31 protein-coding genes are annotated in these 24274 nt (G+C 38.1%); 18 read left to right on the plus strand and 13 right to left on the minus strand.

The window, feature by feature from the left end; translation table 11 throughout:
- Positions 1–23 precede the first annotated feature (23 nt).
- Positions 24–290, minus strand: a complete 267-nt coding sequence (locus MMB69_RS08840) for a hypothetical protein (protein WP_269871687.1) — start codon at positions 288–290, stop codon at positions 24–26.
- Between the two features lie 197 nt (positions 291–487).
- Here MMB69_RS08840 and MMB69_RS08845 point away from each other — a divergent pair, with 197 nt between their 5' ends.
- Positions 488–1237 (plus strand): SDR family NAD(P)-dependent oxidoreductase, encoded by a 750-nt coding sequence (locus MMB69_RS08845; protein ID WP_269871688.1) that lies wholly within the window; start codon positions 488–490, stop codon positions 1235–1237.
- A 40-nt stretch (positions 1238–1277) separates the two neighbouring features.
- On the opposite strand, the gene MMB69_RS08850 is transcribed toward MMB69_RS08845, so the two are convergent.
- Together MMB69_RS08850 and MMB69_RS08855 are read right to left on the minus strand one after the other, a co-directional pair.
- Entirely contained in the window at positions 1278–1808 is a 531-nt protein-coding gene (locus MMB69_RS08850) for a GNAT family N-acetyltransferase (RefSeq protein WP_221784266.1), read from the minus strand.
- Between the two features lie 236 nt (positions 1809–2044).
- Positions 2045–3049: a DUF3231 family protein gene (locus MMB69_RS08855; protein WP_221784268.1), complete on the minus strand. Its 1005-nt coding sequence runs from the start codon at positions 3047–3049 to the stop codon at positions 2045–2047.
- A 317-nt stretch (positions 3050–3366) separates the two neighbouring features.
- Between MMB69_RS08855 and MMB69_RS08860 the strand changes: the two genes are divergently transcribed.
- From MMB69_RS08860 to MMB69_RS08885, 6 genes are all read left to right on the plus strand, one after another.
- Positions 3367–4161: an AAC(3) family N-acetyltransferase gene (locus tag MMB69_RS08860; RefSeq protein WP_269871690.1), complete on the plus strand. Its 795-nt coding sequence runs from the start codon at positions 3367–3369 to the stop codon at positions 4159–4161.
- 269 nt (positions 4162–4430) lie between these two features.
- On the plus strand, positions 4431–5663 hold the full coding sequence (gene ystJ, locus MMB69_RS08865) for an NADP-dependent malic enzyme (protein ID WP_014459372.1): 1233 nt from the start codon (positions 4431–4433) through the stop codon (positions 5661–5663).
- Between the two features lie 164 nt (positions 5664–5827).
- Complete coding sequence (locus MMB69_RS08870) at positions 5828–6133, plus strand: antibiotic biosynthesis monooxygenase family protein (RefSeq protein WP_013057785.1); 306 nt, start codon at positions 5828–5830, stop codon at positions 6131–6133.
- Positions 6130–6495: a hypothetical protein gene (locus tag MMB69_RS08875; RefSeq protein WP_025751140.1), complete on the plus strand. Its 366-nt coding sequence runs from the start codon at positions 6130–6132 to the stop codon at positions 6493–6495. Before MMB69_RS08870 ends, MMB69_RS08875 begins: the two co-directional genes overlap by 4 nt.
- A 191-nt stretch (positions 6496–6686) precedes the next feature.
- A complete protein-coding gene (locus tag MMB69_RS08880; protein WP_269871691.1) occupies positions 6687–7331 on the plus strand; it encodes a hypothetical protein in 645 nt (214 codons plus the stop codon).
- A 98-nt stretch (positions 7332–7429) separates the two neighbouring features.
- Positions 7430–7849 (plus strand): Rrf2 family transcriptional regulator, encoded by a 420-nt coding sequence (locus tag MMB69_RS08885; protein WP_221784274.1) that lies wholly within the window; start codon positions 7430–7432, stop codon positions 7847–7849.
- A gap of 31 nt (positions 7850–7880) precedes the next feature.
- Here MMB69_RS08885 and MMB69_RS08890 read toward each other — a convergent pair whose 3' ends face one another.
- From MMB69_RS08890 to MMB69_RS08910, 5 genes are all read right to left on the minus strand, one after another.
- Positions 7881–9503 carry an APC family permease gene (locus MMB69_RS08890; RefSeq protein ID WP_277447598.1) on the minus strand — a complete coding sequence of 541 codons (1623 nt, stop codon included), beginning with the start codon at positions 9501–9503 and terminating at the stop codon, positions 7881–7883.
- 394 nt (positions 9504–9897) lie between these two features.
- Positions 9898–10353 (minus strand): hypothetical protein, encoded by a 456-nt coding sequence (locus MMB69_RS08895; protein ID WP_277447599.1) that lies wholly within the window; start codon positions 10351–10353, stop codon positions 9898–9900.
- A gap of 239 nt (positions 10354–10592) precedes the next feature.
- Positions 10593–11045 carry a DMT family transporter gene (locus MMB69_RS08900; RefSeq protein WP_013057779.1) on the minus strand — a complete coding sequence of 151 codons (453 nt, stop codon included), beginning with the start codon at positions 11043–11045 and terminating at the stop codon, positions 10593–10595.
- Positions 11046–11057: 12 nt separating this feature from the next.
- The gene (locus MMB69_RS08905) at positions 11058–11486 is read right to left on the minus strand and encodes a DMT family transporter (protein ID WP_028409192.1); all 429 of its coding nucleotides are present in this window, start codon (positions 11484–11486) and stop codon (positions 11058–11060) included.
- 70 nt (positions 11487–11556) lie between these two features.
- Entirely contained in the window at positions 11557–11871 is a 315-nt protein-coding gene (locus tag MMB69_RS08910; RefSeq protein ID WP_013083854.1) for an ArsR/SmtB family transcription factor, read from the minus strand.
- A 296-nt stretch (positions 11872–12167) separates the two neighbouring features.
- Here MMB69_RS08910 and MMB69_RS08915 point away from each other — a divergent pair, with 296 nt between their 5' ends.
- From MMB69_RS08915 to MMB69_RS08925, 3 genes are all read left to right on the plus strand, one after another.
- The gene (locus MMB69_RS08915) at positions 12168–13658 is read left to right on the plus strand and encodes an MFS transporter (RefSeq protein WP_057235234.1); all 1491 of its coding nucleotides are present in this window, start codon (positions 12168–12170) and stop codon (positions 13656–13658) included.
- 286 nt (positions 13659–13944) lie between these two features.
- On the plus strand, positions 13945–14115 hold the full coding sequence (locus MMB69_RS08920) for a hypothetical protein (RefSeq protein WP_013057775.1): 171 nt from the start codon (positions 13945–13947) through the stop codon (positions 14113–14115).
- Positions 14116–14260: 145 nt separating this feature from the next.
- A complete protein-coding gene (locus tag MMB69_RS08925) occupies positions 14261–14653 on the plus strand; it encodes a hypothetical protein (protein ID WP_277447600.1) in 393 nt (130 codons plus the stop codon).
- 23 nt (positions 14654–14676) lie between these two features.
- Here MMB69_RS08925 and MMB69_RS08930 read toward each other — a convergent pair whose 3' ends face one another.
- The gene (locus tag MMB69_RS08930) at positions 14677–15033 is read right to left on the minus strand and encodes a helix-turn-helix domain-containing protein (protein ID WP_277447601.1); all 357 of its coding nucleotides are present in this window, start codon (positions 15031–15033) and stop codon (positions 14677–14679) included.
- Positions 15034–15299: 266 nt separating this feature from the next.
- Here MMB69_RS08930 and MMB69_RS08935 point away from each other — a divergent pair, with 266 nt between their 5' ends.
- Together MMB69_RS08935 and aspA are read left to right on the plus strand one after the other, a co-directional pair.
- The gene (locus MMB69_RS08935; RefSeq protein ID WP_221784282.1) at positions 15300–16283 is read left to right on the plus strand and encodes an asparaginase; all 984 of its coding nucleotides are present in this window, start codon (positions 15300–15302) and stop codon (positions 16281–16283) included.
- 20 nt (positions 16284–16303) lie between these two features.
- On the plus strand, positions 16304–17734 hold the full coding sequence (gene aspA, locus MMB69_RS08940) for an aspartate ammonia-lyase (RefSeq protein ID WP_014459383.1): 1431 nt from the start codon (positions 16304–16306) through the stop codon (positions 17732–17734).
- Positions 17735–17766: 32 nt separating this feature from the next.
- On the opposite strand, the gene MMB69_RS08945 is transcribed toward aspA, so the two are convergent.
- Positions 17767–18207, minus strand: coding sequence for an HIT family protein (locus MMB69_RS08945; RefSeq protein WP_277447602.1), 441 nt, complete (start codon positions 18205–18207; stop codon positions 17767–17769).
- A 193-nt stretch (positions 18208–18400) separates the two neighbouring features.
- On the opposite strand from MMB69_RS08945, the gene MMB69_RS08950 reads away from it, so the two are divergent.
- From MMB69_RS08950 to MMB69_RS08965, 4 genes are all read left to right on the plus strand, one after another.
- Entirely contained in the window at positions 18401–18823 is a 423-nt protein-coding gene (locus MMB69_RS08950) for a MerR family transcriptional regulator (RefSeq protein WP_221784286.1), read from the plus strand.
- 427 nt (positions 18824–19250) lie between these two features.
- Positions 19251–19832, plus strand: coding sequence for an ATP-dependent Clp endopeptidase proteolytic subunit ClpP (gene clpP / locus MMB69_RS08955; protein ID WP_221784363.1), 582 nt, complete (start codon positions 19251–19253; stop codon positions 19830–19832).
- A 12-nt stretch (positions 19833–19844) separates the two neighbouring features.
- The gene (locus MMB69_RS08960) at positions 19845–20009 is read left to right on the plus strand and encodes a hypothetical protein (RefSeq protein WP_165574957.1); all 165 of its coding nucleotides are present in this window, start codon (positions 19845–19847) and stop codon (positions 20007–20009) included.
- Between the two features lie 161 nt (positions 20010–20170).
- On the plus strand, positions 20171–20587 hold the full coding sequence (locus MMB69_RS08965) for a YhfM domain-containing protein (protein WP_221784288.1): 417 nt from the start codon (positions 20171–20173) through the stop codon (positions 20585–20587).
- Positions 20588–20860: 273 nt separating this feature from the next.
- Here the strand turns inward: MMB69_RS08965 and MMB69_RS08970 are convergent, their stop codons facing one another.
- The gene (locus tag MMB69_RS08970; RefSeq protein WP_013083843.1) at positions 20861–21130 is read right to left on the minus strand and encodes a GlsB/YeaQ/YmgE family stress response membrane protein; all 270 of its coding nucleotides are present in this window, start codon (positions 21128–21130) and stop codon (positions 20861–20863) included.
- Between the two features lie 350 nt (positions 21131–21480).
- Between MMB69_RS08970 and MMB69_RS08975 the strand changes: the two genes are divergently transcribed.
- Together MMB69_RS08975 and MMB69_RS08980 are read left to right on the plus strand one after the other, a co-directional pair.
- Positions 21481–22296, plus strand: a complete 816-nt coding sequence (locus tag MMB69_RS08975) for an STAS domain-containing protein (protein WP_221784290.1) — start codon at positions 21481–21483, stop codon at positions 22294–22296.
- Positions 22297–22418: 122 nt separating this feature from the next.
- Positions 22419–23575 (plus strand): IS3 family transposase gene (locus MMB69_RS08980; protein ID WP_277447604.1). Its coding sequence is split into 2 segments (ribosomal slippage): positions 22419–22692 and positions 22692–23575, totalling 1158 coding nucleotides; the frame shifts between segments, so codons are not numbered across the junction.
- A 60-nt stretch (positions 23576–23635) separates the two neighbouring features.
- Here MMB69_RS08980 and MMB69_RS08985 read toward each other — a convergent pair.
- Together MMB69_RS08985 and MMB69_RS08990 are read right to left on the minus strand one after the other, a co-directional pair.
- Complete coding sequence (locus MMB69_RS08985) at positions 23636–23821, minus strand: aspartyl-phosphate phosphatase Spo0E family protein (protein ID WP_221784292.1); 186 nt, start codon at positions 23819–23821, stop codon at positions 23636–23638.
- A gap of 157 nt (positions 23822–23978) precedes the next feature.
- On the minus strand, positions 23979–24242 hold the full coding sequence (locus MMB69_RS08990) for a GlsB/YeaQ/YmgE family stress response membrane protein (protein WP_013057762.1): 264 nt from the start codon (positions 24240–24242) through the stop codon (positions 23979–23981).
- Positions 24243–24274 lie beyond the last annotated feature (32 nt).

The following is a 24274-nucleotide window of genomic DNA, read 5'->3' on the forward strand; positions in this document are numbered from 1 at the left end:
ACAGAAAAGTCCCTTTTTCTATTTTAATATTCTCTAACAAATACAGCTACTCCAAATACCCCTAATCTTTCAGCAGTAATTTGTTCAAAGCCGTTGTCAAGTAAACAATGAGCTGCAGTGCGGTAGCGCTGACCTTGAGCTAACAAACGTCCGCAAGGATTTGCGCGGCCAATTACCGTTGCTTCTACGATGGTACGAGGAGCTTGTCTCTCCAAAGGATTTCGCTCCCACAGAATTGTCACCACATCCGGAGGACGGGGAATAGATACATTACCTGTGTGTTCATGCATAACCATCACCTCATTACCCTATAGTAAATGCAATAAATGACAGACTGCTTGTACACATGCTGATTTTTAGTAAAAAAGGCGTTTAACTACGCTTAAATTAACCAATTTCATGGCAATAAGGTGATGAATAGAAACGGCTCATAGAAAAAAGAATGCTATAATGTAAAAGAAAGGAATTTCACCAAGGAGGGAGAAACATGCAGCAAAAACGAGTAGCGGTTATTACAGGGGGAGCAAGCGGAATTGGCAAAGAAACGGCCTTAAAGTTTGCCCAAAAAGGAGACGCGGTGGTCATTGCTGATTACGATGAAGGAAAAGGAAAAGAGACGCTTCAACAAATTGAAGCAGCTGGAGGCAGCGCTTTGTTTGTGAAAACGGACGTCGCAAAGTTCGAAGAAGTAGAAGCACTGATTGAGGAAACGGTGAACAAATTTGGACGAATTGATGTGATGTTCAACAATGCAGGGATTGGACGCCCAACATCTATTTTAGATCAAGACTTAGAAGAATATCACCGTATTATTAATGTCAATCAGCACGGCGTTACATATGGCATTATGGCAGCGGGCAGGAAAATGAGAGAGTTAGGAATAAAAGGCGTTATTATTAATACAGCCTCTATTTTTAGCTTTTTAGCCTCACCCGGTACCTATGCCTATCACGCAACAAAAGGAGCCGTTGTGATGATGACGAAATCAGCTGCGCTAGATCTCGCTAAATACGGTATTCGCGTCGTCGCCATTGCACCAGGATTTGTTGATACGCCCATTATTCAAGGCTATAAAGACAACGGTATGATTGAAGGAATGAAAGCTAAAACGATGAGCAGGGAGCTCACTGCACCAAAACAAATTGCAGATATGGTTTATTTGCTTTCTTTAGAAGAAGCGGGAGCTGTAAACGGCAGTGTCATCATGGCTGATGATGGGTATGCGGCATTTAAATAAAAGGAAAAAGGATTCTTTTAAATAAAAGAATCCTTTTTTATTATGTAGTAGGCAGGGAACTATAAACAAACGTATCGTGAGCTTTTCCGTTTTGATACATATAGTTTTTTAACACTCCTTCTTTTTGAAACCCGAGCTTTTCAAGCACATGCTGTGATGCTTTGTTTTCAAGAAACACAACAGCTCCAATCCGCACTAGCTGAAGGGTATCAAATCCATAAGCCATAACAGCCGAAGCAGCTTCCGAAGCATAGCCGTGACCCCAGTGCTGAGGGTGTAGCTCATAGCCAATTTCCGCGCGCTTATGCTTTTGGCTCCACTGATTAAATCCAACTGTTCCAATTAATTCCCTCGTATCGAGCCGTTCAATTCCCCAGCGCATGCCTTTTTGATTTGTGTAATTTTCAGCAAAAATATCAATCAGAACCCGAGCTTCTTGAATAGTTGTGAATTTTTCTTGCCCGTAATATCTAATAACTTCTTTCTGAGAGAAGCAGTCAAAAATAGTATCTGCATCCGCTTCTGTTATTTCACGCAGTGTAGTGCGAGGTGTACGAAGAATAGGAAACATACTTTTCTCCTCTCTATTTCATATAGAAAGATTTCGTCAGCTCAGAGAAAATACCTGTTATTTTATTTTTCTGTTATAAATTAAGTAGAAATATGAGCTAAACGACTAAAAAAAAGACAGAAACAACTTCTAAATAACGCAAACATTTGTTACGTACTAGCACTAAAAACAGTATACTAAAAAAACAAATAGAGCTAGCTGCACGTAGAGCAGCTAGCTTTCCTGCAGGAAAGAACCTATTTTTTAGTTAACTGATTGCGATCTTCAATTTGAGGAGGCTCTTCAAGCCATCCATTTTGAATCATAATTTTACCGCCTTCTTTTGCCAAACTGTAAATGTCTTTTGCAAGCTGGAGCATCTTTAATGGCAAATCACTTCTTAAACTAAAGGCTCCTCCTAAAGCGTTACTCCCCAGACCGAACGTACTCAAAAGACTCGTATTGTACATCATCAGTTTATCTGAAAAAGGAGGAACGGTTGAATTCGTCGCTTTTCCGGCATGAGTAGCCGGAGGTTCTATGTAGCTATCGCGTAGAATATCACCTAGTTCTGTTTCAATTTTCTTCGAAAGCTTCATACCCCTGACAAAATGCTGCTGTGCCTCTTTGTTGTTGGCCACTTGAGCAAAACCAATCATCAGCTGCATTCCTACAAGATTTGTATCAACAGCATGTTGAATAAGCGACACTTCAATGGTATTCAACGATCTTTTTTCGCTAAACCAGCTCAATCCGCCTATATAATTTTGCGCATGGACAAAATGGACTTCCTTAGGCATAGAAACGTATGGGGGTTTTGCGATGACACCCGTTTCTAACAATACTTGTGTGGATTGATTGTATATGCCCTGTGCTTCTGCTGTTGCCTCTACGAAGAAATTCCGGATATCTTCTCGGTAAGACATGGTCGAATGCAAAGCAAACAGTCCTGTTTCAATTTGAGATATTAAGCGTATATACATAACTTCGAACATATGATCGTATAGCTTAGGAACTCCTACATTCACGTCATCTTTCGTAAAACCAATTGGGATAACAGCGCCTTCGTTCTCAAATATTTCTTTAATTTGCGCTACACTTTTTAAAGATTGGCTGTAATATAGCTCAAAAAGTTCTTTGTAATCCTGTTTATCTTCCAGAAAATATTCTAAAAACCTCAAAATCATCGTTTTTTCCTGATAAGTCATCCATAAGTTAGCAAGCTCCGAGGACGTGAGCGGCGGAAGTTTTGATGTGCTCATTGTACACATTCCTCCTGAAAATAGTGATAGGTAAATATGTATAGCTTCATTAGTATTTCTTTTATTTATAGGAATATTCTTCTTTTTAATTTATTGAAAAGCTTCATCAGCCGTTATTATAGTAAGATAATTGAAGGAAATAAAGCTTACCAACAAGTCAGTTGTATGATAACTGATATGAATAAAACTAAGTTTTTCTATTACTTTAAATAATTTGACAATTGTTGTTATTCTTACTATTATGGAAACATAAGTTTTACATATATTGCTAGAGTTCGGCAACACATTCTAGCAGCACTATAAGTAAGGAGCTTACGATGAAGCACATTGTCCAAGAAACAGATCATCCTAGAACGAAAGATACATTAAAAGAAGATTTACGCAGGTTAGGCATAACACAAGGGATGACTATCATGGTTCATTCTTCGCTATCTTCATTAGGGTGGGTAAACGGAGGTTCAGTAGCCGTTGTTCAAGCTTTAATGGAGACAGTGACAGAGGGAGGAACGATCGTTATGCCGTCACAGTCGGTCGATCTTTCGGATCCATCAGAATGGGGCAATCCGGCTGTGCCGAAAGAGTGGTGGGAAACTATTCGGGAAACGATGCCCGCATATGATCCAGTGTACACACCAACAAGCGGGATGGGACAAATCGTAGAAACTTTTCGAACATACCCTGGCGTAAGAAGAAGCAGCCATCCAATGTATTCATTCGCCGCTTGGGGAAAGGACAGCGAAGATATCTTAAGAGATCATCCCCTTGAATTCAGTTTAGGCGAAAATTCTCCTCTTGAAAGGCTTTACAAAAAACATGCCTTTGTTTTATTATTAGGTGTCGGGTTTGGGAACAATACTTCTTTTCATCTAGCGGAATATCGTATTCCATATCGAAACGTGATTCAAAAAGGATCTCCAGTTATGGATGCAGGAAAGCGAGTATGGAAGACGTATAAAGAATTAGAGTTTCGAGAAGAGCTGTTTGAAAAGATAGGTGAAGCGTTTATTGAAGCAAAAGGAATAAAAGCTGAAAAAATCGGTTCAGCATGTGCATACTTCTTTTCAATGCCTAAAGCCGTCGATTTTGCTGAAACGTATTTGAAAGCGCTATAGTGAGCGGCTGTATGCTTTCTAAGTTGTCTGTATATCAGACAACTTAAAGTGAGACAAACATGAGTCGCCGCCGCGTCCAGACTTTATATTAACAAAGCGCATAAGAGGTTAAGCAAGATAGTTTACTTTTTATATTCCTTGTTTCATAATGGCACTTGGCAGTGAATTTATTCGGTCAGGTTGTCTTACAATTATGGAGATAAAAAGCAAGTGTTAAATAAATTCATTAAAAAATTTAAATGTATAGAAAAAAAGGAGAGAATACAATTATGTCACTACGTGATCAAGCACTACATATGCATCAAGAAAAACAAGGTAAGTTAGAAGTTAAATCAAAAGTTGAAGTTCAAAACGCTCAAGATTTAAGCTTAGCTTACTCTCCAGGAGTAGCAGAACCTTGTAAAGAAATTCATGAACATCCAGAAACAGTGTATGATTACACAATGAAAGGAAACATGGTTGGCGTTGTGACAAATGGTACGGCTGTTCTTGGCCTTGGAAACATCGGACCTGCAGCTTCACTTCCTGTTATGGAAGGAAAAGCAATTTTATTTAAAAGCTTTGCAGGCGTAGACGCATTCCCAATTGCCCTTGATACAACAGATACAGATAAAATTGTTGAAACTGTGAAATTAATGGCTCACACTTTCGGAGGCATTAACTTAGAAGATATCGCAGCTCCACAGTGCTTTGAAATTGAAGAGCGCTTGAAAAAAGAAGTAGATATTCCTGTATTCCATGATGATCAGCATGGTACAGCAATCGTAACGGTAGCAGGACTTGTAAATGCATTGAAAATTGTAAACAAATCAATGGAAGACTTAAAAATCGTCTTAAACGGAGCAGGAGCTGCCGGCATTGCCATTACAAAACTTCTTTATTCTTACGGCGTACGTGACATGATTATGTGTGATACAAGAGGTGCTATTTATGAAGGACGCCCTCAAGGTATGAACAAAGTAAAAGCGGAAGTGGCTTCTTATACAAACGTAAACAAAGAAAGCGGTACGCTAAGCGATGTAATTAAAGGCGCAGATGTATTTATCGGCGTATCTGCAGCAGATGCATTATCTCAAGAGATGGTTAAATCAATGAATGAAGATGCAATTATCTTTGCGATGGCAAACCCTAATCCGGAAATCAAGCCAGACGCTGCAAAAGAAGCAGGAGCGGCTGTTATTGGAACAGGTCGTTCAGACTTCCCTAACCAAGTAAATAACGTTCTTGCATTCCCTGGAATTTTCCGCGGTGCGTTAGACGTTCGCGCTACTCATATCAATGAAGAAATGAAAAAAGCTGCTGTTGAAGCAATTGCAGCCCTTATTACAGAAGAAGAGCTAAACGCAGATTACGTTATCCCTGGACCATTTGATCCTCGCGTAGCGCCAGCTGTAGCAGAATCTGTAGCAAAAGCGGCAATGGATTCAGGCGTTGCCCGCATTACAATTGACCCTGCACGTGTAAAAACACATACAGAACAATTAACAAAAATCGAAAACTAATAACGGATAAAAAAGCCCTTTGAAACGCTGTTTCAAAGGGCTTTTTATGTTAAAGACCTGCTGTAATCGCAGTGAAATCTAAACGTAACACCATTTCATCTCCCTTATGATGTACAATAAAGAGAAAAGAACCCAGGTTTTGTATCATAAAGGGAGGAACAAAGATGTACACCGTATTTTCAACATTTAATGTACCGGATGAAAAAGCTGAAGAAGTGATTGGAATTTATAAAAATCGTTCAAAATCAGTCGACGAGGCTCCAGGATTTGTAGACTTTCTACTTCTTCAAAACGATAAGCGAGCAGGGGAGCTCACCGTTCAGCTTACATTTGATACAAAAGAGAATTATTTAAGCTGGGTACGAAGCGAAGATTTCAAGCGTATTCATGATTTAGAGAAAAAGTACCCTGATCAAGAACTGGCAGCCGTTATCCCAAAAGTTTCTCAGTACAAAGTGGTGGCACGATGAGCTCACTTCCCGTTAATAAGATCGTCGAAAGAGTAACGGAGAAAATCTACGAGTTAGAACCTTCTTTGCTCGAAAAATTCGGAGAGCGCGGCAAAGAAAGATGTCATGAAGATAATCACTACCATATGAAGTATCTTGAGACAACATATAAGTTAGACAACCTGCAAATTTTTACGGACTATGCCTTATGGTTAAATAATTTACTCACAAGCAGAGGCATGAAAACACAGCATATTATTGATAATTTTAATTTTATACAAGAAGCGCTGTTTGAACTAGATAATTATGGTGATAAACAAGTACAGGCGTATGTGACTTACTTAGAAGAAGCAAATCATATACTGAAGCAACAGCAGCTTTAAAAAAGAGGCTATTACAAAAGTGTTTTAGTTAAATGAAAATCCGAACGGGTTTGATTCTTGATAGAGAATTTAACCCGTTCGGATTTTTTTATTGGTAGGGTGAGCGTAGGTTTCCTATATGTAGTTATGTCTCACTTTTTTGTTTTACATATGTATAAAGGTGGAAATAAAAAAGAAAAAGGAGAATACATATGCAAAAACAGCTAACAAAAGGAATCATGTTCTTAATCACTATGTGTATGGTTGGAAGTGCGGCAGCTTGTTCAGGTGAACCAGCTAATAAAACAAAATCCGATAATCATAAAGCAGAAGAAAAGCCAATTGAAGACCGTCAAGAATTGACCAAGCTACAGCAGTATTCGAGCGACCCAAACATTAAAAAGGGGAAAGATGAAGATTTTGACTTGATCGGTACGTTAAAAAAAGACGCTGAAAAAGAAATGACGCTGAATATCGATGATCAACTCGTTAAAGTACCAAAAAGCTCTAGGATGGAAGTGGAAGGCTCACAGCTAAAAGACATGATTAATAAAGAAGTAGAAGCTGAAATTGACGCAGCTAAACAAGAAGCAACTAGTATTGAATTAACTCCAAAAGCAAAAGCAGATAAAAATGGCGTGTATGAACAAGATGGAGACGAGCGTAAAATTGTGGGTACTTTTATAGAAGAAAGTAACAAACATATAACGGTAAAAGTTCCAAACGGCAAAAAAACGTATCAAAAAAGCACAGATTTTGAAAAAGAAGAAAAAGGCAGTTTAAAAGAAAAGACGGTATACCTTGAAATCAACTCAGCTAATGAAGTAGGAAGTATAGAAAAAGAAGACCGTGAATAAATAAACTACAGTTCTTCTTTCCCTCCTTGCTCTCTTGACTTTTCCAACTGTGTCACTTAACGTTACAGTAGAGAAAGAAAAAAGGTGGTTTATGGAAGATGAACAGTGAATTTACCATTGCCGTGCACAGCTTAGTGTTCCTAGCGAATTTACCAGATCACAGAGCAAGCAGTGAATCGATTGCTTATAACATCTGTACCAATCCTGCACGGGTTCGGAAAATAATGAGTACACTCAGAAAAAACAACTTGGTTCGGACAAAAGAAGGGCTAGGCGGCGGTTATACTTTAGGTTGCAGTCCTGCTGAAATAAGTCTTGGGTTGATTTACCGAGTTATATCGACAGGAACACTGAAGCCTCACTGGTGCAGCGGCGACCCTGACGCTGACTGTATTGTGAAATCAAACATTCAAACAGTGATGGATGACATTTTTACAGAGAGTGAGCAAAGCGTAATCAGGCATTTAGAGCAAATGACGATCGAAGACGTGCTGAAAAAAGTTAGAACTGCTCACTAAAAAGCACCTTGCATGAGCAAGGTGCTTTTTGTTATGACTCTTTGGAAGCAGCTGTTTCAGCCACTGCTGCTTTTAAGTCATCATTTACTTTTCTTCCATTCTCTAAATACTCAGTTTTAAAGCCGCTTTTTAAAGCCCATGTGTAGAAGAGAAGAGAAACAACAACAATAATTCCCATATCCCATCCATATTTAATGACATTAAGGCCCCCAAACTTTTCGCTTCCAAGCCATGAAATAGTCATCATACAAAGTAAGTATACAACCATCCATACGCCGCCTTTGAAGTTTTGTCGAAAACCTTTCCATTTAGCCTTTGCTTGATAATAAAAATAAATAGGAAGGCCGATTAAAATAATAAACAAAACTTGTCCAGTCAGCGGCCAGCGCGCCCAATATAACGTTAAAGAAGCAAAAATAAAGCCGAGTGGCGCAATAATACTTAATCCTTTTAAACGAAGGGGACGATATAAATCGCTGCCAGTTCGTCTTAGCGTCATAACTGTAACAGGACCTGTAATGTAAGAGATAAGCGTAGCAACTGAAATAATTTCAGCAAGCACGCCCCAGCCCCGAAATAAAAACAAAAAGACAAGAGCAACAGCTAAGTTAAAAAACATGGCTTGACGCGGAACACCATAAATAGGATGAAGGCGTCCTAGAACACTTGGCAAATATTTATTTTGTTCCATACCATAAATCATTCGAGCAGTAGTAGCTGTATACGTAATACCCGTTCCAGATGGCGAAACAAACGCATCTGCATACAGTACAATGACAAGCCAGTTAATGTTAAGCGCAATGGCTAAATCCGCAAATGGAGAGTTAAAATTTAAATGACTCCATCCCTTCGCAATATCAGAAGGATTTACTGCCCCGATAAAGGCAATTTGTAGAAGCAAATAAATGACTGTAGCCACTAAAATTGAGCCTACAACCGCAATTGGAATAGATCTTCCAGGATTCTTTGCTTCTCCAGCCATATTAATGGGGCTTTGAAAACCGTTAAAAGCGAATACAATCCCAGACGTAGCAACAGCTGTTAGCACACTAGCCCAGCCGTTTGGTGCGATGCTGCTTCCAGAAGTGAAGTTCTCACCGTGAAAGCCTACAAACAAAAGTGCTCCAATTGTAAGTCCCGGTATAACAATTTTAAAAATAGTAATTAGTGAGTTGGCCTTGGAAAATAGTCCAACTGTCCAATAATTCAGTAAAAAATAAATAACTAATAGCACAGTAGCGATAGCTAATCCTTCGCCCGTTAACGTTCCTTTTTCTACGAGGTCGCTTGTCCACTGTGCCCACTTCCAAGGCCACGAGCTCATATACTGTACAGAAGCTACTGCTTCGACTGGAATAACGGATACAATCGCAATCCAGTTTGCCCAAGCAGCAATAAAACCAATAAACGAACCGTGTGAGTACTGCGTATACTTGACCATTCCGCCGGCTTCAGGAAACATGGATCCTAATTCACTGTAAGAAAGTGCAATAAATAAAATAACGACCATTCCAATGACCCATGATAAAATAGCAGCCGGCCCTGCAATTTGAGCTGCTCGCCACGCTCCAAATAACCAGCCAGAACCAATAATTGATCCAAGTCCCGTCATAGTTAATGCGAATGTTCCCATTCTTCGATGTAAATTGTTCATCTGACTAACACCTTTCATGTAAAATAAGTCCTTCAATTAAACATTGTTGCTTTATTATTATTATTCTGAAATCTTTAGTTGTCAACTTTTGTCGTTACATGAAGTTCTTGGTACCTATTGATTTCCAGTTATATAGGACAGCTATCCTCAACCTTTCTGTCACGGTAATTAAAGCGCTTTACTTTCTTTTTCATCCTACAGGAAACCCTACAGAAATAGATAAAAACCGACAAAAAGTTATCAAGTTCATACCTTATGCACTAGCAATATGAAAAAATTAGGGGATAAGTGGTAGTTATATTCCCTGAAATTTTGAAGAGAAAACACGCTTCATAATAAAGCCCCTTTTGAAGAGAGGGATAAATACCTTCAAAAGGGGGGAAGAATTGGACTTTTATCTTTCTTGATGTTTATACTCAAGTAGTTTTACGACGTTTTCTACATCATTTTCAGCAGAAAGTTCGTTAATATTCACTTTATAAATAAGCGTATCCGTTGCAAAAAATTCATCTTCTCCCTCGGGTTTTACTTTTAAGTTTAAGATTTTCACCCGCACAATATGAGTGAACTTACCGCCTTTACCGGGCTGTATTTCACCCATTTGTATCCCGATATCATCTTTTTTAATCGGACGAACTTTTACTTTTTTATGCTGTCTACCGTAAACCTTCTCATAATGAGAAGTAATATCTTGATGTACCCAAGGTTCAAGAGATTGATAAATAAAGTCTTTTACAACAGGCTGACTTACGTGTGATTCTATATTTTCTTCTGGTATATTTTCTTCTGCGGAAATGGAAAGCGTAAAACAAAAAAAGACAAATGCTGCTAAAAATAAAAATTTTCCCACGAAAAAACCCACCTTACCTGTTCGTTTATGTAGCCGATTTTCTAGATCTGCCTCTTTATCTTTTGAACAAAGGCAGGAAGGTATGCACAATTTTTTTGTGGAATTTACCTTATTTAAAATCAATTTAGTTTAAATAAAATATGTTCTAAATAATTGATTGAAAATTCAAATGCGGTTTACGCACAAAAAAATAGCCAAGTGCACTTTTATGGAGACACTTGGCTATTTTCATGATCTTTTTATGCTGCTGTTTTCTTATTGCCTTTAAAAATAAAATAAAGAGCTAATAACATAAACGCTACACCAATCCAGCGGGATAGATCAAAAGGTACTTCCTTGCTTCCAAACCAGCCAAAATGGTCGATAATCATACTTGCAAATAACTGACCGATAACAGTTGAGATATTAGCTGCTGTTACACCAATTTTAGGTACAGCTAAAACCGTTAGAAATAAATAAGATGCTCCGAATAAAGCGCAGGTAAGCTGCCATTTAGGGACATCAAAAACGGAGAGAATGTTTCCTTGCCCAAAGAAGACAACGACAATCGTTAAAATCATGGCACCTGTCGCAAAGGTTAAAAAAGCTGTTTCAAACGTACCTGTTTTTTTACTTAGTGTGCCGTTAATAGAAGACTGAGCGCTTAGCGTCAATCCTCCTATTAAGGTAAGTATCACCATCAATAAACTCATCGTAAAACCCTCCTAGAAAATAAGTACAAGCGCAATTCCCATACATACAATAGCCATTACGCGTTCTTTGTTAATTTTAATTTTGCTGCTGCCAAGCCAACCAAAATGCTCAATGATCATGCTTGTAATCATTTGCCCCACAATAACCGCAACCATTGAAACGCCAATTCCGATAAAGGGGATACTAATCACTAGAATTGTTAAATAAACCGTACCTAATAAACCGCCGGTTAAATTCCACTTAGGTGCTTTTAAGACGTAAGGTAAATCTCCTTTTCCAGCAAATAAAGTGGTCAGACCTAAAATGAGCGTTCCCATGATAAAAATATAATAACTGCTTTCAAGTTTTCCCACTGTTTTTCCGAGTTCTCCGGCAATAGCGCCTTCCATACTTAAAGCAGCGCCGCCTAGAACCGCAACTAAATAAACCAACAACTTCACATTTATCACTCCAATATTTCTTTATATTTGTATATCTAGAAAAATAGATATACTAAGTGAAAAAAACTCGTTAAAGTTTTTTTCGTAAGAATGAAGAAAGCTCTTGAAGCGTTTCTTCATTTCGGCGATAGTATGTCCATTGACCGTGCCGAATTGACTCTAACAAACCTGCTTTTTGCATCATGGAAAGATAACTGGACACTGTGGACTGAGACAGCTGAGCTTTTTCCTGAATATCTCCCACGCAAACACCGCCTCTGCTGCTGACCTCCTTAGGCAAATGTGCTTGTTTGTCTTTAAAATGCTTTTCAGGTTCTTTTAACCACTCTAATATATTTAATCGAGTTTCATTGGATAGTGCTTTGAAGATATCAATAGGTTTCATACTTATTATTTTATTCGTAACAGCTCAGATGTCAAATGTTCAAGTTTGCATTTTATAGTCGAATAACAAGCGATGGGTTGAATTATAACAGCTGTGCAAAAAAAGTCAACTTATATATTGAGGATAAAGAAAAACGGTTTACTCAGTCATTTTTCTGTGTATAGGATCAAAAAGTATCTTATTCTTTTGAGTAGAAAAGGTGACATATTCCTTATTTTTCAAGGGATAGTTTAGTAGAATAGAAAAAAGTGAATAACAAAAGAAGCTAGTCTATTTACTCAGGGGGAGGGCTGCATATGCAAGGGAAAACAAAACAAGTGCGCTTTCGTAATATGGTAGCGTATGGATTTGGGGATTTGTTTGGCGGAGGATCCTTTTTTATTATCGGCACATTATTTATGGTTTTTTTAACGGATGTAGTCGGGCTTTCTCCTGTAGAAGCAGGAACGATTGTAGCTCTTGGAAAAGTGTGGGATGCTTTGTTAGATCCAACCATTGGGTACATATCTGATCATCTTCAGACAAAAAAAGGACGAAGAAGAGTCTTTTTTCTTTTTGGAATCATTCCAGTTGCCATCACGTTCAGTATGCTGTGGATTCCTATTGAAGGCTCGCATATGTTCAAATACACCTATTTTATCTTAGCCTATCTTTTATTTAACACGGCGTTTGGTATGGTCATGGTTCCTTACAATACGCTAGCAGCAGAGATGACGACAGATTATAGCATTCGTTCGAAAATGACGGGAATACGTATGGTCTTTTCACAAGGCGCTTCATTTTTAGGTGCTTTCTTCCCAAAACGAATCATTGATGCGTTTCCAGGTGGACAAGGATATTTAATCATGGGCATTATCTTTGGTCTTCTTTTTGCTCTTCCATGGATTTTTGTCTATAAAGGAACATGGGATAGCGGAGAAGTAGTGGAACGAAAAAAGAAAAACGGTTTTTGGTTAGAATTTAAGCAGCTTTTTATCAGTTTTGGAAGTGCATTTAAAAATAAGTCGTTTAACGTGTATCTTGCCATGTATTTAGCATCTTACATTGCAATGGATGTATTTAATGCTCTTTTCTTTTATTTTATTGCCTATTACATGCTGCGCGAAGCGATCTATGCAGATACCCTGAGCTTTGTGCAAATTACACAAGTACTATTTATTCCTCTTGTTACGTACATAGCCATCAAATTAGGAAATAAATTAACCTATAATTTCAGCATGATCATCTGGGGAACGGGCATTGTTTTATTCAGTTTCCTAACAACAGATAGCTCATTAGTTCTTATTTATCTAGCAGCATTTTTCTTAGGAAGCGGTCATTCTGGAGCGATTATGATTCCATGGAATGTACTGCCGTTCGTATCAGATGTAGATGAAATGATTACGACAAAAAGAAGAGAAGGCGTGTATGCAGGGCTGATGTCGTTTATTCGAAAATCTTCTCAGGCGCTTGCGATTTTTCTTGTTGGTGTTGCCTTAAAGAATATTGGCTATGTACCAAATGCTGAGCAGTCAGCGTCTACACTAGCCGGCTTGCAAAAGCTGTTCATGATTGTACCTGCTATTTTGATTCTCGCTGGAATTATCGCAACCATATGGTTTAAAATAAGTCCGGAAAATCACAAAATCTTATTAACTGAAATTCAAAGAAGAAAAAAGGGAGGCCGAGCGAAAGACGTTACTCCTGAAGCGAAAGCGGTTTGTGAAAGTTTAACGGGTTATAAATACGAACAGCTTTGGAAAGACGTAACCATTTCAAAAGAAATTCGAGACAAAACGGTTGTTTAACCTTTAGCTTCAAGAAAAAGAGTAAAATTTTTAACGCGGCGATTCGCTAATTATATCCAATAAGAAACTTCCTCTGACGTATTGCCTTTTGACAAGAAAAGAAATTCTCCTGTCTATCGACTCATTTTTTAGGTGAATTTTAGAAAGGAAGGATTTCTTACCATTAAAGATGTGCAATTTGGCACGTCTTGATAGGGTGAATGGTACAATTTATAATGAAACTATAAACTAACCACAGGCGCTTTCAATGCGCAGGTATAAATTAGAAAGAAGGAAGGTACAGTTTATGCCAATTCGATATGTTTGTCCACAATGCCAAGGAGCCGGTAAGAAATTTGGATTTATAAAGTGCAAAGTGTGCAACGGCGAAGGAAACATTATCATGTCTTCTAATGAGCCAGATCCAACTAAAAATAAAAAATTAAAATCATCTTCTAAACAAGATAAAGCAATGTAAGTTATTGCTAGTAAAGGTATGTATGAACCCCGCTTTTCTACAAAAAGCGGGGTTTTCTGCTAGACAGATGAGCGTTTTTCTTATGATACAATAAAATGAAAGTCGCTAAAATAAGGGATAGGGAACCGAAGGAAGAGGGAGATAGATGGAATACACCGCAAAACAATTTACGCCGCAGTTAGAACAATATATACATACAGTTGAAAGGTCTGTGCAAGAACTTCTCAAATCAATACATGCACAATATAAAGAAGCTTTTGAAAAAAAAGGGATGCAGCTTTCTGTAGATGTGATCCGTGAAGGGGAAAATCCTTTTCACCCTGGTTATCACGCCACTATTCAAGTGGGTATTTTAGAAAAAGATGAGTTTTTAGATGGTCTTTTTATTCCTATCTGGCACTGTGTCCGCACATTTTTGGGCATTCGTTCTTCGAAGAAGCTCCCAGGCAGCAAGATAACCGGGGAGCTGATGGAAGAAACAGAAGAGGAAATAACAAAAGAAGTAGTAGGCTATTTAGAAATGCAGCTAGAAGATTAGAAGCAACCTGCTTCTAATCTTCTTTACATTGAAGAAGGTGCAGTTTCTTTTTCAATTTGTCTTTTAGCACGAATAAAGGCCGTCAGCTGCTGAATTTCTTCTTGAGACAGTTCCGCACCGTCGACCGTAATTCTATGAGTTTGAGGCGATGTTAATTCGATGGGTGCATCTGAAGGAGAATAAGGTTCCTTTTCCTTACCTAGCAAGTAGTCTGTTGATGTATCAAATAGTTCTGCGATTGTAACGAGTGCTTCAAGAGAAGGACGACGATAGCCAGATTCGTATCCTGCGTAGGTGCTTTTAGCGATTTCAAGCTGGTCAGCTGTATATTGAAGAGACCATTTTTTTTCTTTCCTGAGTTGAGCTAATCTGCTTAACATTCATGACGCTCCTTTGTAGGTGTAGTATGTAAAAAACCGAGGCATTCAGCTCGCGCGCAGATCTTTGTAATCAAACCGTGAGCTAATTTACATTTTTATTCATTATATCATTGCTGCAGAAAAAAGTGTACGCGAAACGAATAATTTTTCTCTTGATTTATTGAATTTGGGTTACTATAATTACAGGTGAAGTACGCGAAATGAATATAATTTATTTGATAGATTGTCAGGTTTTTTACAGAAATTAAGCAAAGGGGATGTCGGTTTTGAAAAAACTATTATTGTTATCAACTGGCGGAACGGTCGCTTCACTTGAAGGTGAAAATGGACTTGTTCCTGGAATGGAGCCAGATCAATTACTAAGCTACATACCTGATTTAAATGAACATTGTCAAATTGACAGCAAATCTCTTATGAATCTTGATAGTACAAATATGCAGCCAGAATGTTGGATAGAGATGGCAAAAGCGATTGAAGAGCATTATAATGAATACGATGGTTTTGTTATCACCCATGGAACTGATACAATGGCCTACACATCGGCAGCGCTTTCTTACATGCTTCAGCATTCTAAAAAACCAATTGCGATTACAGGATCTCAAATTCCTATTTCATTTAGTAAAACGGACGCGAAGCGCAATATTGCAGATGCGATTCGCTTTGCTTGTGAAGAAACAGGCGGAGTCTATGTAGTCTTTGACGGTCGTGTGATTCAAGGCACAAGAGCAATCAAGCTTCGTACAAAAAGTTATGATGCATTTGAAAGCATTAATTATCCATACGTGGCGTCTATCCATGATAATGCGGTGGAATATACAAAATCCGTTCGCTCTAGTAAAGAAGAGTTGGCGGTTAATACATCTCTTTGTACGGATGTAGCGGTTGTTAAACTGTTTCCCGGCATTAAACCCGAATTTTTCGATGGATTAAAGGATGTATATCAAGGCGTTGTTGTTGAAAGCTATGGAAGTGGAGGCATTCCATTTCAAGTTCGTAACATTTTAGCCAAGCTTGTTGAGTTAACAAATCACGGTGTATCCGTTGTCATTACGACTCAGTGTCTTGAAGAAGGAGAAGACATGGGCATTTATGAAGTAGGCCGAATGATTAATCATGACAGCGTCGTTCGCTCAAAAAACATGAACACAGAAGCCATTGTTCCTAAATTAATGTGGGTGCTCGGACAAACCAAAGATCCTCACCAAGTTAAAAAGATGATGGAAACATCGATTGCAGAAGATATTAATTAAAAAAGAAAGCAGGTACAGCTATGAAACAAGAAACAGCAGGATATCGTACAGAAGCTGATTTTCTAGGAGAAAAACAAATCCCAGCAGACGTATACTACGGTGTACAAACCGCACGTGCCGTAGAAAATTTTCCGATTACGGGTTATAAAGTACATGAAGAAATGATTAAAGCGCTTGCTATTGTAAAAAAAGCGGCAGCGCTTGCAAATATGGATACAAAGCGCTTGTATGAAGGTATTGGAAATGCGATTGTGCAAGCAGCTGATGAAATCTTAGCAGGTCAGTGGCATGAATACTTTATTGTGGACCCTATCCAAGGTGGAGCAGGAACGTCAATGAATATGAATGCTAATGAAGTTATTGCAAACCGTGCCCTTGAAATTATGGGAGACAATAAAGGTGAATACGGTAAATTAAGTCCTAACAGCCATGTGAATATGTCTCAGTCAACAAATGATGTATTTCCAACGGCTATCCATATTTCAACGCTGAACTTATTAAATAAACTTCTTGTTACAATGAATGATATGCATGATGTATTTAAACGAAAAGCGCAAGAATTTGATCACGTGATTAAAATGGGCCGTACGCACCTTCAAGATGCTGTACCCGTTCGTCTTGGTCAAGAGTTTGAAGCATACAGCCGCGTGTTGGCGCGCGACATTAAGCGTATTAGCGCAACGCGTGACCATTTACATGAAGTAAATATGGGAGCGACAGCTGTTGGAACAGGCTTAAACGCAGATCCTCGCTATATTGAAAATGTAGTCAAGCACTTAGCCGATATCAGCGGTCTGCCTCTTGTGCATGCAGAGCATTTAGTGGACGCTACTCAAAATACAGATGCTTATACAGAAGTATCTGCAGCGCTTAAAATCTGCATGACGAACATGTCTAAAATCGCAAATGACCTGCGTTTAATGGCATCTGGACCTCGTGCAGGTCTAGGAGAAATCAGCCTTCCTGCCCGTCAGCCTGGTTCTTCAATCATGCCAGGAAAAGTAAACCCGGTTATGGCTGAATTGATCAATCAAATTGCGTTTCAAGTAATGGGAAATGACCAAACGATCTCTCTTGCTTCAGAAGCAGGTCAGATGGAGCTTAATGTCATGGAACCTGTGCTTGTATTTAACTTGCTTCAATCAATCAGCATTATGAATAACGGTTTCAGAAGCTTTACAGATCACTGTTTAGCAGGAATTGAAGCAAACGAAACGCGCATGAAAGAATATGTAGAAAAAAGCGTAGGAATTATTACAGCTGTTAACCCTCACTTAGGCTATGAAGTCGTATCGCGTATTGCGCGTGAAGCGATTTTAACAGGAAAACCAATTCGTGAGCTTTGCCTTCAATACGATGTGTTAACAGAAGAGGAATTAGATCTCATTTTAAATCCATTTGAAATGACGAACCCTGGTATTGCAGGAAGTTCATTGTTTGATCGTCAGTAAAAAGAACGGCTTCCATAAGGAAGCCGTTTTTTTTATAAAGACATTTGCTGAATGACGCGGCGCATTTTCTGAGCTGTTGCAGCCAAAGCGTCATCTTTTTCAGCAAACTGGGGAATTTGCGTATAAAAATCTCCGAAACACTCCTCTTGATACCGTGGAACGATGTGCATGTGAAAATGAGTTAACTCGTTAAACATTCCCCCGTTTTGAGAGAGAGTAACTGCGTCTGGAACAAAGAATGTCTTCACTGCTTTTGTCATTAGCTTCGCTGCATTCATCACGGCCAGTACGTGTTCAGTATCAAATTCGTCGATTTCCACTATATGTGTTTTAGGAAGAATTAAGAGGTGGCCTTCGTTAAATGGCTTGTGATCTAGCAGGCATGTCACAAACGAATCTTCAAATATCATATGCGATTTTTCTTGGTTATTTGCTAATCGACACCCTAAGCAATCTACACTTGGATTCCCCATCATATGTTCTCTCCTTTTTTAAGTATACACAGTTGTTTTTTCGGTTAGTAAAGAGAGCACGGCTCTTTGTTTTGTTCTTTTTATATGTTCAGCTGGTTTATCTAAAATTTACCATGGTTTTAATTGTAAAAACAAGATATTTACAGTATAATGACATTGTAACAGTTAACTGTAACTAATAAGGAGGGGTTGTTTGAACTCGTATACAGGCAAGCAAATTACGGAGTTATTAAATAGTGAAGGTGCGGACTTGAACTTGCGCACGGTACGGTATTACACGCAAATAGAAATGGTTCCTCCCCTGGTGCTAGTAGGGAATAAACGCGTGTATACAGATCAGCACGTTCACTACTTTCGAGCCGTTTTGACATTATCAAAAGCAGGTGAGTCACTAGCTTCCATTCAAGAAACGCTGCGTTCAATGAGTGTGGAAGAAGTGAAAAGCATTGGTGCGCAGCTTCCTCTTTATCAAAGTAGACAGATTCAAAACCAAGAGATGCATCAAGTCAATGAAGATGTGTTTGTAGCTATGAATCGAAATTTATCAGCGGACGTACGGCAAAAAGTAATTGAGTCCGTTACTCAAATTTTAAAGGATCATTCATCGCATGATTAAATTGGCCTTGGCAAAATCAGTGATGGAAAAAGAAGAAGGAATGAACCACCTTTGTATTACATTTGAACGTTCACAAGTAAAAATTAAAAACATCACGATTGATATTCAGCTCCCCGAAGGTCTGTTTAAAACGACAAACTTAAATGGATACCGGGAAAACAAACAGGGGCAAATCGAAGTAAAACATATCGACGACGAACCTCTATTAATAGAGATTTACACAGAAGAGGCCGTTTTATATCCACAGGCGGAGATTGCAGTTGCTGTGACTTACCGGGATGAACGCTTACATATGCAGCAAGAAAGGCATTCTCTAATGATTAAATTTACAGACGAAGATTTAATAGGGGATTCATTTTTAAATCATGAAATCAGTGCAAAAGTGAAAAAATTTGCTCGTACTAATTCAGTGGAAAGAGGCGGTCACATGAACTTAACTCCATATGTAGTGGAACAAACAAGCAAGGGAGAGCGTGCCTATGATATTTATTCAAGGCTGTTGCTCGACCGAGTGATTATGCTCACAGGTGAAGTTACGGATGAAGTGGCTACTAGCATTATCGCTCAGCTTTTATTTTTAGATGCAGAAAACCCAGAAAAAGATATCAGCATTTATATTAATTCACCGGGAGGATCTATTACAGCGGGCATGGCTATTTTTGATACGATGCAGCTTATACGTGCAGATGTAAGCACATTGTGTATAGGGCTAGCAGCATCTATGGGTTCATTTTTACTAGCGGGCGGTCAAAAAGGGAAACGTTTTGCTCTTCCTAATAGCGAAGTGATGATTCATCAGCCGCTAGGAGGAGCAAAAGGGCAAGCAGCTGAAATTGAGATTCGAGCGAAGCGTATTTTGCGGTTAAAAGATCACCTAAATGAACTTCTGTCTGAACGAACAGGACAATCGCTTTCAACAATTAAAAAAGACACTGATCGAGATACATTCTTTACAGCGGATGAAGCAAAAGAATATGGCTTGATTGATCAAATTTTAGTTCATCAATAAGGAGGGTACCGTATGGAAAAAATAAATCGTTATTCAGTAGAATATGAATGGGCGAACGTGATTTTTTATCAAGAAGTAGAGGCAATGACTATACAAGAAGCAAAAGAGCGCATTCAACATACAAAAGTAAACGCTGCTATTCGCGCTGTTCATGTCATAGAAGATGTCGAATCGTAACGAAAAACTGGATCCTTTCGGGGATTCAGTTTTTTTAGGCAAATGAAGCAGGGATTTATATGAAGAAAAGAGAATGCAAAAAGAGATTTAAAAACGAGCAGCTGGTAGCATCATTCAGCAAGAACATCTCATTTCAATTACAAAAAGAAAGGTAGATGTAAATGAAAAAAGTATGGTCTGGATTAGTTGTTCTCATTGCTATTTGTTGGGTGATAACAGGATGTCAGCAAAGCAGTGCTTCAAGCGGTACTGTTGAACAAAAGCTCGTAATCGAAAAATACATAGCCGATAATCAATATGGCCATGCGGTTAAAATGAAAGATCAAAATCAAGTGCAGAAAGTGCAGCAGTGGTTAAAAGATGTATCATGGAGAGAAGAAAAAGCTGAAATGATTCGAAAACCTAACTACATTCTTCACTTTGAACCGGTAGAAACAAAAAAGGATATAAAGGTACAATCTTATCGGATGTGGGTCAACTTAGGAAACGAAACCGTTGAATTAGCTACAGATACACACTACGCACAGTTAAATGGCAAACAAGCAAGATCATTTATTGAATTAGTAGAGCCGAAATAGAAAGCAGCTATAAAACAATGTCCAATAAAAGCTGTACCTGTTCATATTGAAGTTATCTTTACCGATATGCTTGAGGATCTCGAAGGTACAAAGCTGCTCATTACTAGCGCGCTTGATACGAGGATGTAGAAGTATTAAATGTGAGAGGTGACAAGCAGCAATTTTTAAATGTAGCAATAAAGAATTACACTTACAGGTACGTCATTGTTAAAACATTTTGCTATAAGAAGTAAAGGAAAAAGAGAAATCAAAACGCTGATTTCTCTTTTTTATTCAGGCATGTCGATGATTATTATTTCCACGCATTTTGCGTAAAACAAAACTCACAATTAAGACTAAAATAACAGCACCAATAATAGCAGGAACAATTGCGAATCCGCCGATTTCTGGACCGAAATCTCCAAAAATTAGAGAGCCTAACCATGCTCCAATGAACCCAGCGATGATGTTTCCGATAATTCCACCTGGAACATCTCGTCCTGTTAACACACCAGCAAGCCAGCCAATAAGTCCTCCAACAATAAGCGTCCAAATAAATGACATATACCTAACCTCCTTTTTATAGGGAATTCCTTTTCAGTCTTTCCTAAAACACATTTTGTCATGCGACATGCTTGCTGCAAACCCTTTTACATTTTTTCATCTATTTATCATATATGCTAAGATAGCCCAACATTAAATTGAAGAGTTATGTATGAGAATTCACTGTGAAAGTAACGATAAAATAAAGGAGAGAAGTTCAGCTTATGTACGTTTTAGATTCAATTTAGCTTATTCTATTCGCAAAAGGGGACATCTGGTTCATTTTTAAAAGCTTTTTCCCTTAGTTTTACTTTTTTTAACGGTATTTGTGATATCATTTTAAATAAACAAATTCTTAACGGGAGAACAATATGGAATCATTATTATTAGATGAAAAACTTAAACACATTACAAATTTAATTCTAGAAAAAAAACAAGAGTTCTCAAAACAAAAACAATATGAAGACAAAGATATTCAACAACAATTAGAACCGTGGCGCGTTCATTTAATTCAAATATATGCTGATTCTATCTCAACAAATGATATAAAAAACTTTGAAGTGCTTGAGGAATGGGGAAGAGAAGTAGCGAATTTACTCGTTGTCCTTCAGCTTCCATTGGATGTAGCATTAGAAGAAATCAGCTATTACCGAAATGTTATCGGAGAAATTATTAAAGAAGAAGCAAAAGCTGAGACGTTTACATTTGATGCCTTTTATCAAGTTATTTCTCGTTTCAACGTAGTAGTGGACAAGGCTGTGCACTGGGTTAGTAAATCATATATGACCGACTTTGCAAATAAAATCCAATCCGCGCGCTATGCAATTGATGAACTATCAATTCCTGTGGTACGCATTACGAAAGAAATTGGTGTGATTCCTCTTGTTGGCGATTTAGATACAAATCGTGCTCAAATTTTAATGGAAAATGCGCTACAGCACGGCAGTGACTATAAGCTAAATTGGTTGATTATTGATTTGTACGCCGTTCCAATTATTGATACGATGGTAGCGGACCAAATTTTTAAAGTAATCGGTGCTTTAAGATTATTAGGAATTCAAGTGGTTCTAAGCGGGATTCGTGCTGAAATTGCTCAGACAATGGTGAATTTGGGGTTAGATTTGGCTGACATTACGACTTTCAGTAGCCTTCACCAAGCAGTGGAATACGTTAATCAAGCGGACTAATACAACACAAAAGCCCATGAGTATGTAAGGGACTGACCCCATGGAGTGAGACAAATAAAAAACACCTTTAAGTTAAAAAACGGGTATGTAGTACCTAACAATAACTTGGAGGTGTTTTTTCTATGGGGACAAGAGTAAGCTATCCAGTAGAAGTGAAATTAAAAGCAATTGAAATGCGATTGGCAGGAATCCCCGTCAAAGAAGTGATGGAAACGTTACAGATTCGCAATCGTACGCAGCTTAAAACATGGATGAGATGGCATAAAAATGGAGAAGCTTATCGTTTAGCACAGCCCGTTGGGCAAAGCTACACCCATCAAAAGGGGTCCCATTCTCAAGATGCTTTATCAACGTTAAAAGCTGAAAATCAATATTTAAAGCAACAGAATGACGTGTTAAAAAAGTACAAAGAATTGGAAAGGGAGTGGTACGAGAAGTTGTATTGAATGTAGTGGAAGAATTAAAAAAGCAGTTGCCGATCTCTCAAATCTGTCAGTGCCTAGGGGTTCCTCGATCTACTTATTATCGTTGGCAGAAAAATGAGCAACGAGAAGAAATGAAGAGAAAAAAACGAATCGAACGAAAAATTGGTGAACAGTGCCGCAACCATAAATTTCGATATGGATATCGAAAAATTACAGCGTTACTCAATCAAACCATGCGTATCAACCATAAAACCGTGCAGCGTGTTATGCAGAAATACAGTTGGCAATGCCGAGTAAAAAGAAAAAAACGGAAACAAACAGGACAACCTTATCAGGTTGTAGAAAACGTGTTAAACCGTAATTTCCGAGCAGAGCGCCCTCTTCAAAAGCTGGTTACGGATATTACCTACTTGCCTTTTGGACCCAAACAGTTGTATCTTTCAAGTGTTCAAGATTTATTTAATGGGGAAATTATTGCGTACTCCATTGGTGATTGCCAAAACGTAGAATTTGTTTTAGATACATTAAGTCAACTCCCTCCTTTGCCTGAAGGATGTACGTTGCATAGCGACCAAGGTTCGGTTTACACGTCCTATGCGTATCAACAAAAAGTCAAAGAAAGAGGCATCATCATGAGTATGTCCCGTAAAGGGACACCAGCTGATAATGCCTCCATTGAATCGTTTCATTCCATCCTAAAGTCTGAAACGTTTTACCTCGACGAGTTATCATGTACTACGACTGCCATCGTAGAACAAACCGTCGAAAATTATATTACTTATTATAACCATATCCGTATTCAAACAAAACTAAACAACCAGTCACCGGTACAATACCGAAAACTGGCTGTTTAAAAGGTGTTTTGATCCCTGTCTCGAAATCAGGGGTCAGTCCCGTAACCATATCATGGGCTTTTATTGGTAGAAGAAAATTTGAAGCTTATTTAATAAAGCATCTAATGACTGACTAATTTGAAGTGTGTTAGGACTTGTCATTCCTTCACGGACAGCCGTTTGAATCATCAACGTTCGTGTCTGTTCGATTTCTTCTATTAGTATTTGGTACATAGATTTGTCTTTTTGATGAGTTGAAAGCAGCATGTTAATTCCTCGTTTTTCAATATTGATTATGATTAAATTAACATTAATAGGTTTATTTTTCAATATTATGAAATTAAAAATAGTAAATTTTAAGAATTTTTCACATAAAAAAGAACCTCTTTTTCAACAGAGGTTCTTTTTTTAATATAATAATTTGTTATGCATGTTTATGATTCCCACGCATTTTTCTCATAATGAAACTTACGATTAACACTAAAATGATTGATCCAATAATAGCAGGAATAATAGCAAATCCACCTACAACTGGTCCGAAGCTTCCAAAGATAGCTGAACCTAACCAAGAACCGATAAAACCAGCAATAATGTTACCAATAATACCTCCCGGAACGTCTCTTCCTGTAATTAATCCGGCAAGCCACCCAATAATACCACCTACAATAAGTGCCCATAAAAATGACATAAATATCATCCTCCTTTTTAATGATGTATTGC

Source organism: Priestia sp. P5, from assembly GCF_029522155.1.
Lineage (GTDB): Bacteria > Bacillota > Bacilli > Bacillales > Bacillaceae_H > Priestia > Priestia megaterium_E.

Coding starts and splice junctions, on each gene's coding strand:
- MMB69_RS08880 (WP_269871691.1), top strand. CDS start 6,687: ATGCAAAAACAGCTAACAAAAGGAATCATGTTCTTAATCACTATGTGT.
- MMB69_RS08930 (WP_277447601.1), bottom strand. CDS start 15,033: ATGTTAAGCAGATTAGCTCAACTCAGGAAAGAAAAAAAATGGTCTCTT.
- MMB69_RS08855 (WP_221784268.1), bottom strand. CDS start 3,049: ATGAGCACATCAAAACTTCCGCCGCTCACGTCCTCGGAGCTTGCTAAC.
- MMB69_RS08975 (WP_221784290.1), top strand. CDS start 21,481: ATGGAATCATTATTATTAGATGAAAAACTTAAACACATTACAAATTTA.
- MMB69_RS08910 (WP_013083854.1), bottom strand. CDS start 11,871: ATGAAACCTATTGATATCTTCAAAGCACTATCCAATGAAACTCGATTA.
- MMB69_RS08915 (WP_057235234.1), top strand. CDS start 12,168: ATGCAAGGGAAAACAAAACAAGTGCGCTTTCGTAATATGGTAGCGTAT.
- MMB69_RS08985 (WP_221784292.1), bottom strand. CDS start 23,821: ATGCTGCTTTCAACTCATCAAAAAGACAAATCTATGTACCAAATACTA.
- MMB69_RS08970 (WP_013083843.1), bottom strand. CDS start 21,130: ATGTCATTTATTTGGACGCTTATTGTTGGAGGACTTATTGGCTGGCTT.
- MMB69_RS08850 (WP_221784266.1), bottom strand. CDS start 1,808: ATGTTTCCTATTCTTCGTACACCTCGCACTACACTGCGTGAAATAACA.
- MMB69_RS08920 (WP_013057775.1), top strand. CDS start 13,945: ATGCCAATTCGATATGTTTGTCCACAATGCCAAGGAGCCGGTAAGAAA.
- MMB69_RS08875 (WP_025751140.1), top strand. CDS start 6,130: ATGAGCTCACTTCCCGTTAATAAGATCGTCGAAAGAGTAACGGAGAAA.
- MMB69_RS08840 (WP_269871687.1), bottom strand. CDS start 290: ATGCATGAACACACAGGTAATGTATCTATTCCCCGTCCTCCGGATGTG.
- MMB69_RS08900 (WP_013057779.1), bottom strand. CDS start 11,045: ATGAGTTTATTGATGGTGATACTTACCTTAATAGGAGGATTGACGCTA.
- MMB69_RS08885 (WP_221784274.1), top strand. CDS start 7,430: ATGAACAGTGAATTTACCATTGCCGTGCACAGCTTAGTGTTCCTAGCG.
- MMB69_RS08845 (WP_269871688.1), top strand. CDS start 488: ATGCAGCAAAAACGAGTAGCGGTTATTACAGGGGGAGCAAGCGGAATT.
- MMB69_RS08890 (WP_277447598.1), bottom strand. CDS start 9,503: ATGAACAATTTACATCGAAGAATGGGAACATTCGCATTAACTATGACG.
- ystJ (WP_014459372.1), top strand. CDS start 4,431: ATGTCACTACGTGATCAAGCACTACATATGCATCAAGAAAAACAAGGT.
- MMB69_RS08870 (WP_013057785.1), top strand. CDS start 5,828: ATGTACACCGTATTTTCAACATTTAATGTACCGGATGAAAAAGCTGAA.
- aspA (WP_014459383.1), top strand. CDS start 16,304: ATGAAACAAGAAACAGCAGGATATCGTACAGAAGCTGATTTTCTAGGA.
- clpP (WP_221784363.1), top strand. CDS start 19,251: ATGAACTTAACTCCATATGTAGTGGAACAAACAAGCAAGGGAGAGCGT.
- MMB69_RS08860 (WP_269871690.1), top strand. CDS start 3,367: ATGAAGCACATTGTCCAAGAAACAGATCATCCTAGAACGAAAGATACA.
- MMB69_RS08960 (WP_165574957.1), top strand. CDS start 19,845: ATGGAAAAAATAAATCGTTATTCAGTAGAATATGAATGGGCGAACGTG.
- MMB69_RS08990 (WP_013057762.1), bottom strand. CDS start 24,242: ATGTCATTTTTATGGGCACTTATTGTAGGTGGTATTATTGGGTGGCTT.
- MMB69_RS08965 (WP_221784288.1), top strand. CDS start 20,171: ATGAAAAAAGTATGGTCTGGATTAGTTGTTCTCATTGCTATTTGTTGG.
- MMB69_RS08925 (WP_277447600.1), top strand. CDS start 14,261: ATGGAATACACCGCAAAACAATTTACGCCGCAGTTAGAACAATATATA.
- MMB69_RS08945 (WP_277447602.1), bottom strand. CDS start 18,207: ATGGGGAATCCAAGTGTAGATTGCTTAGGGTGTCGATTAGCAAATAAC.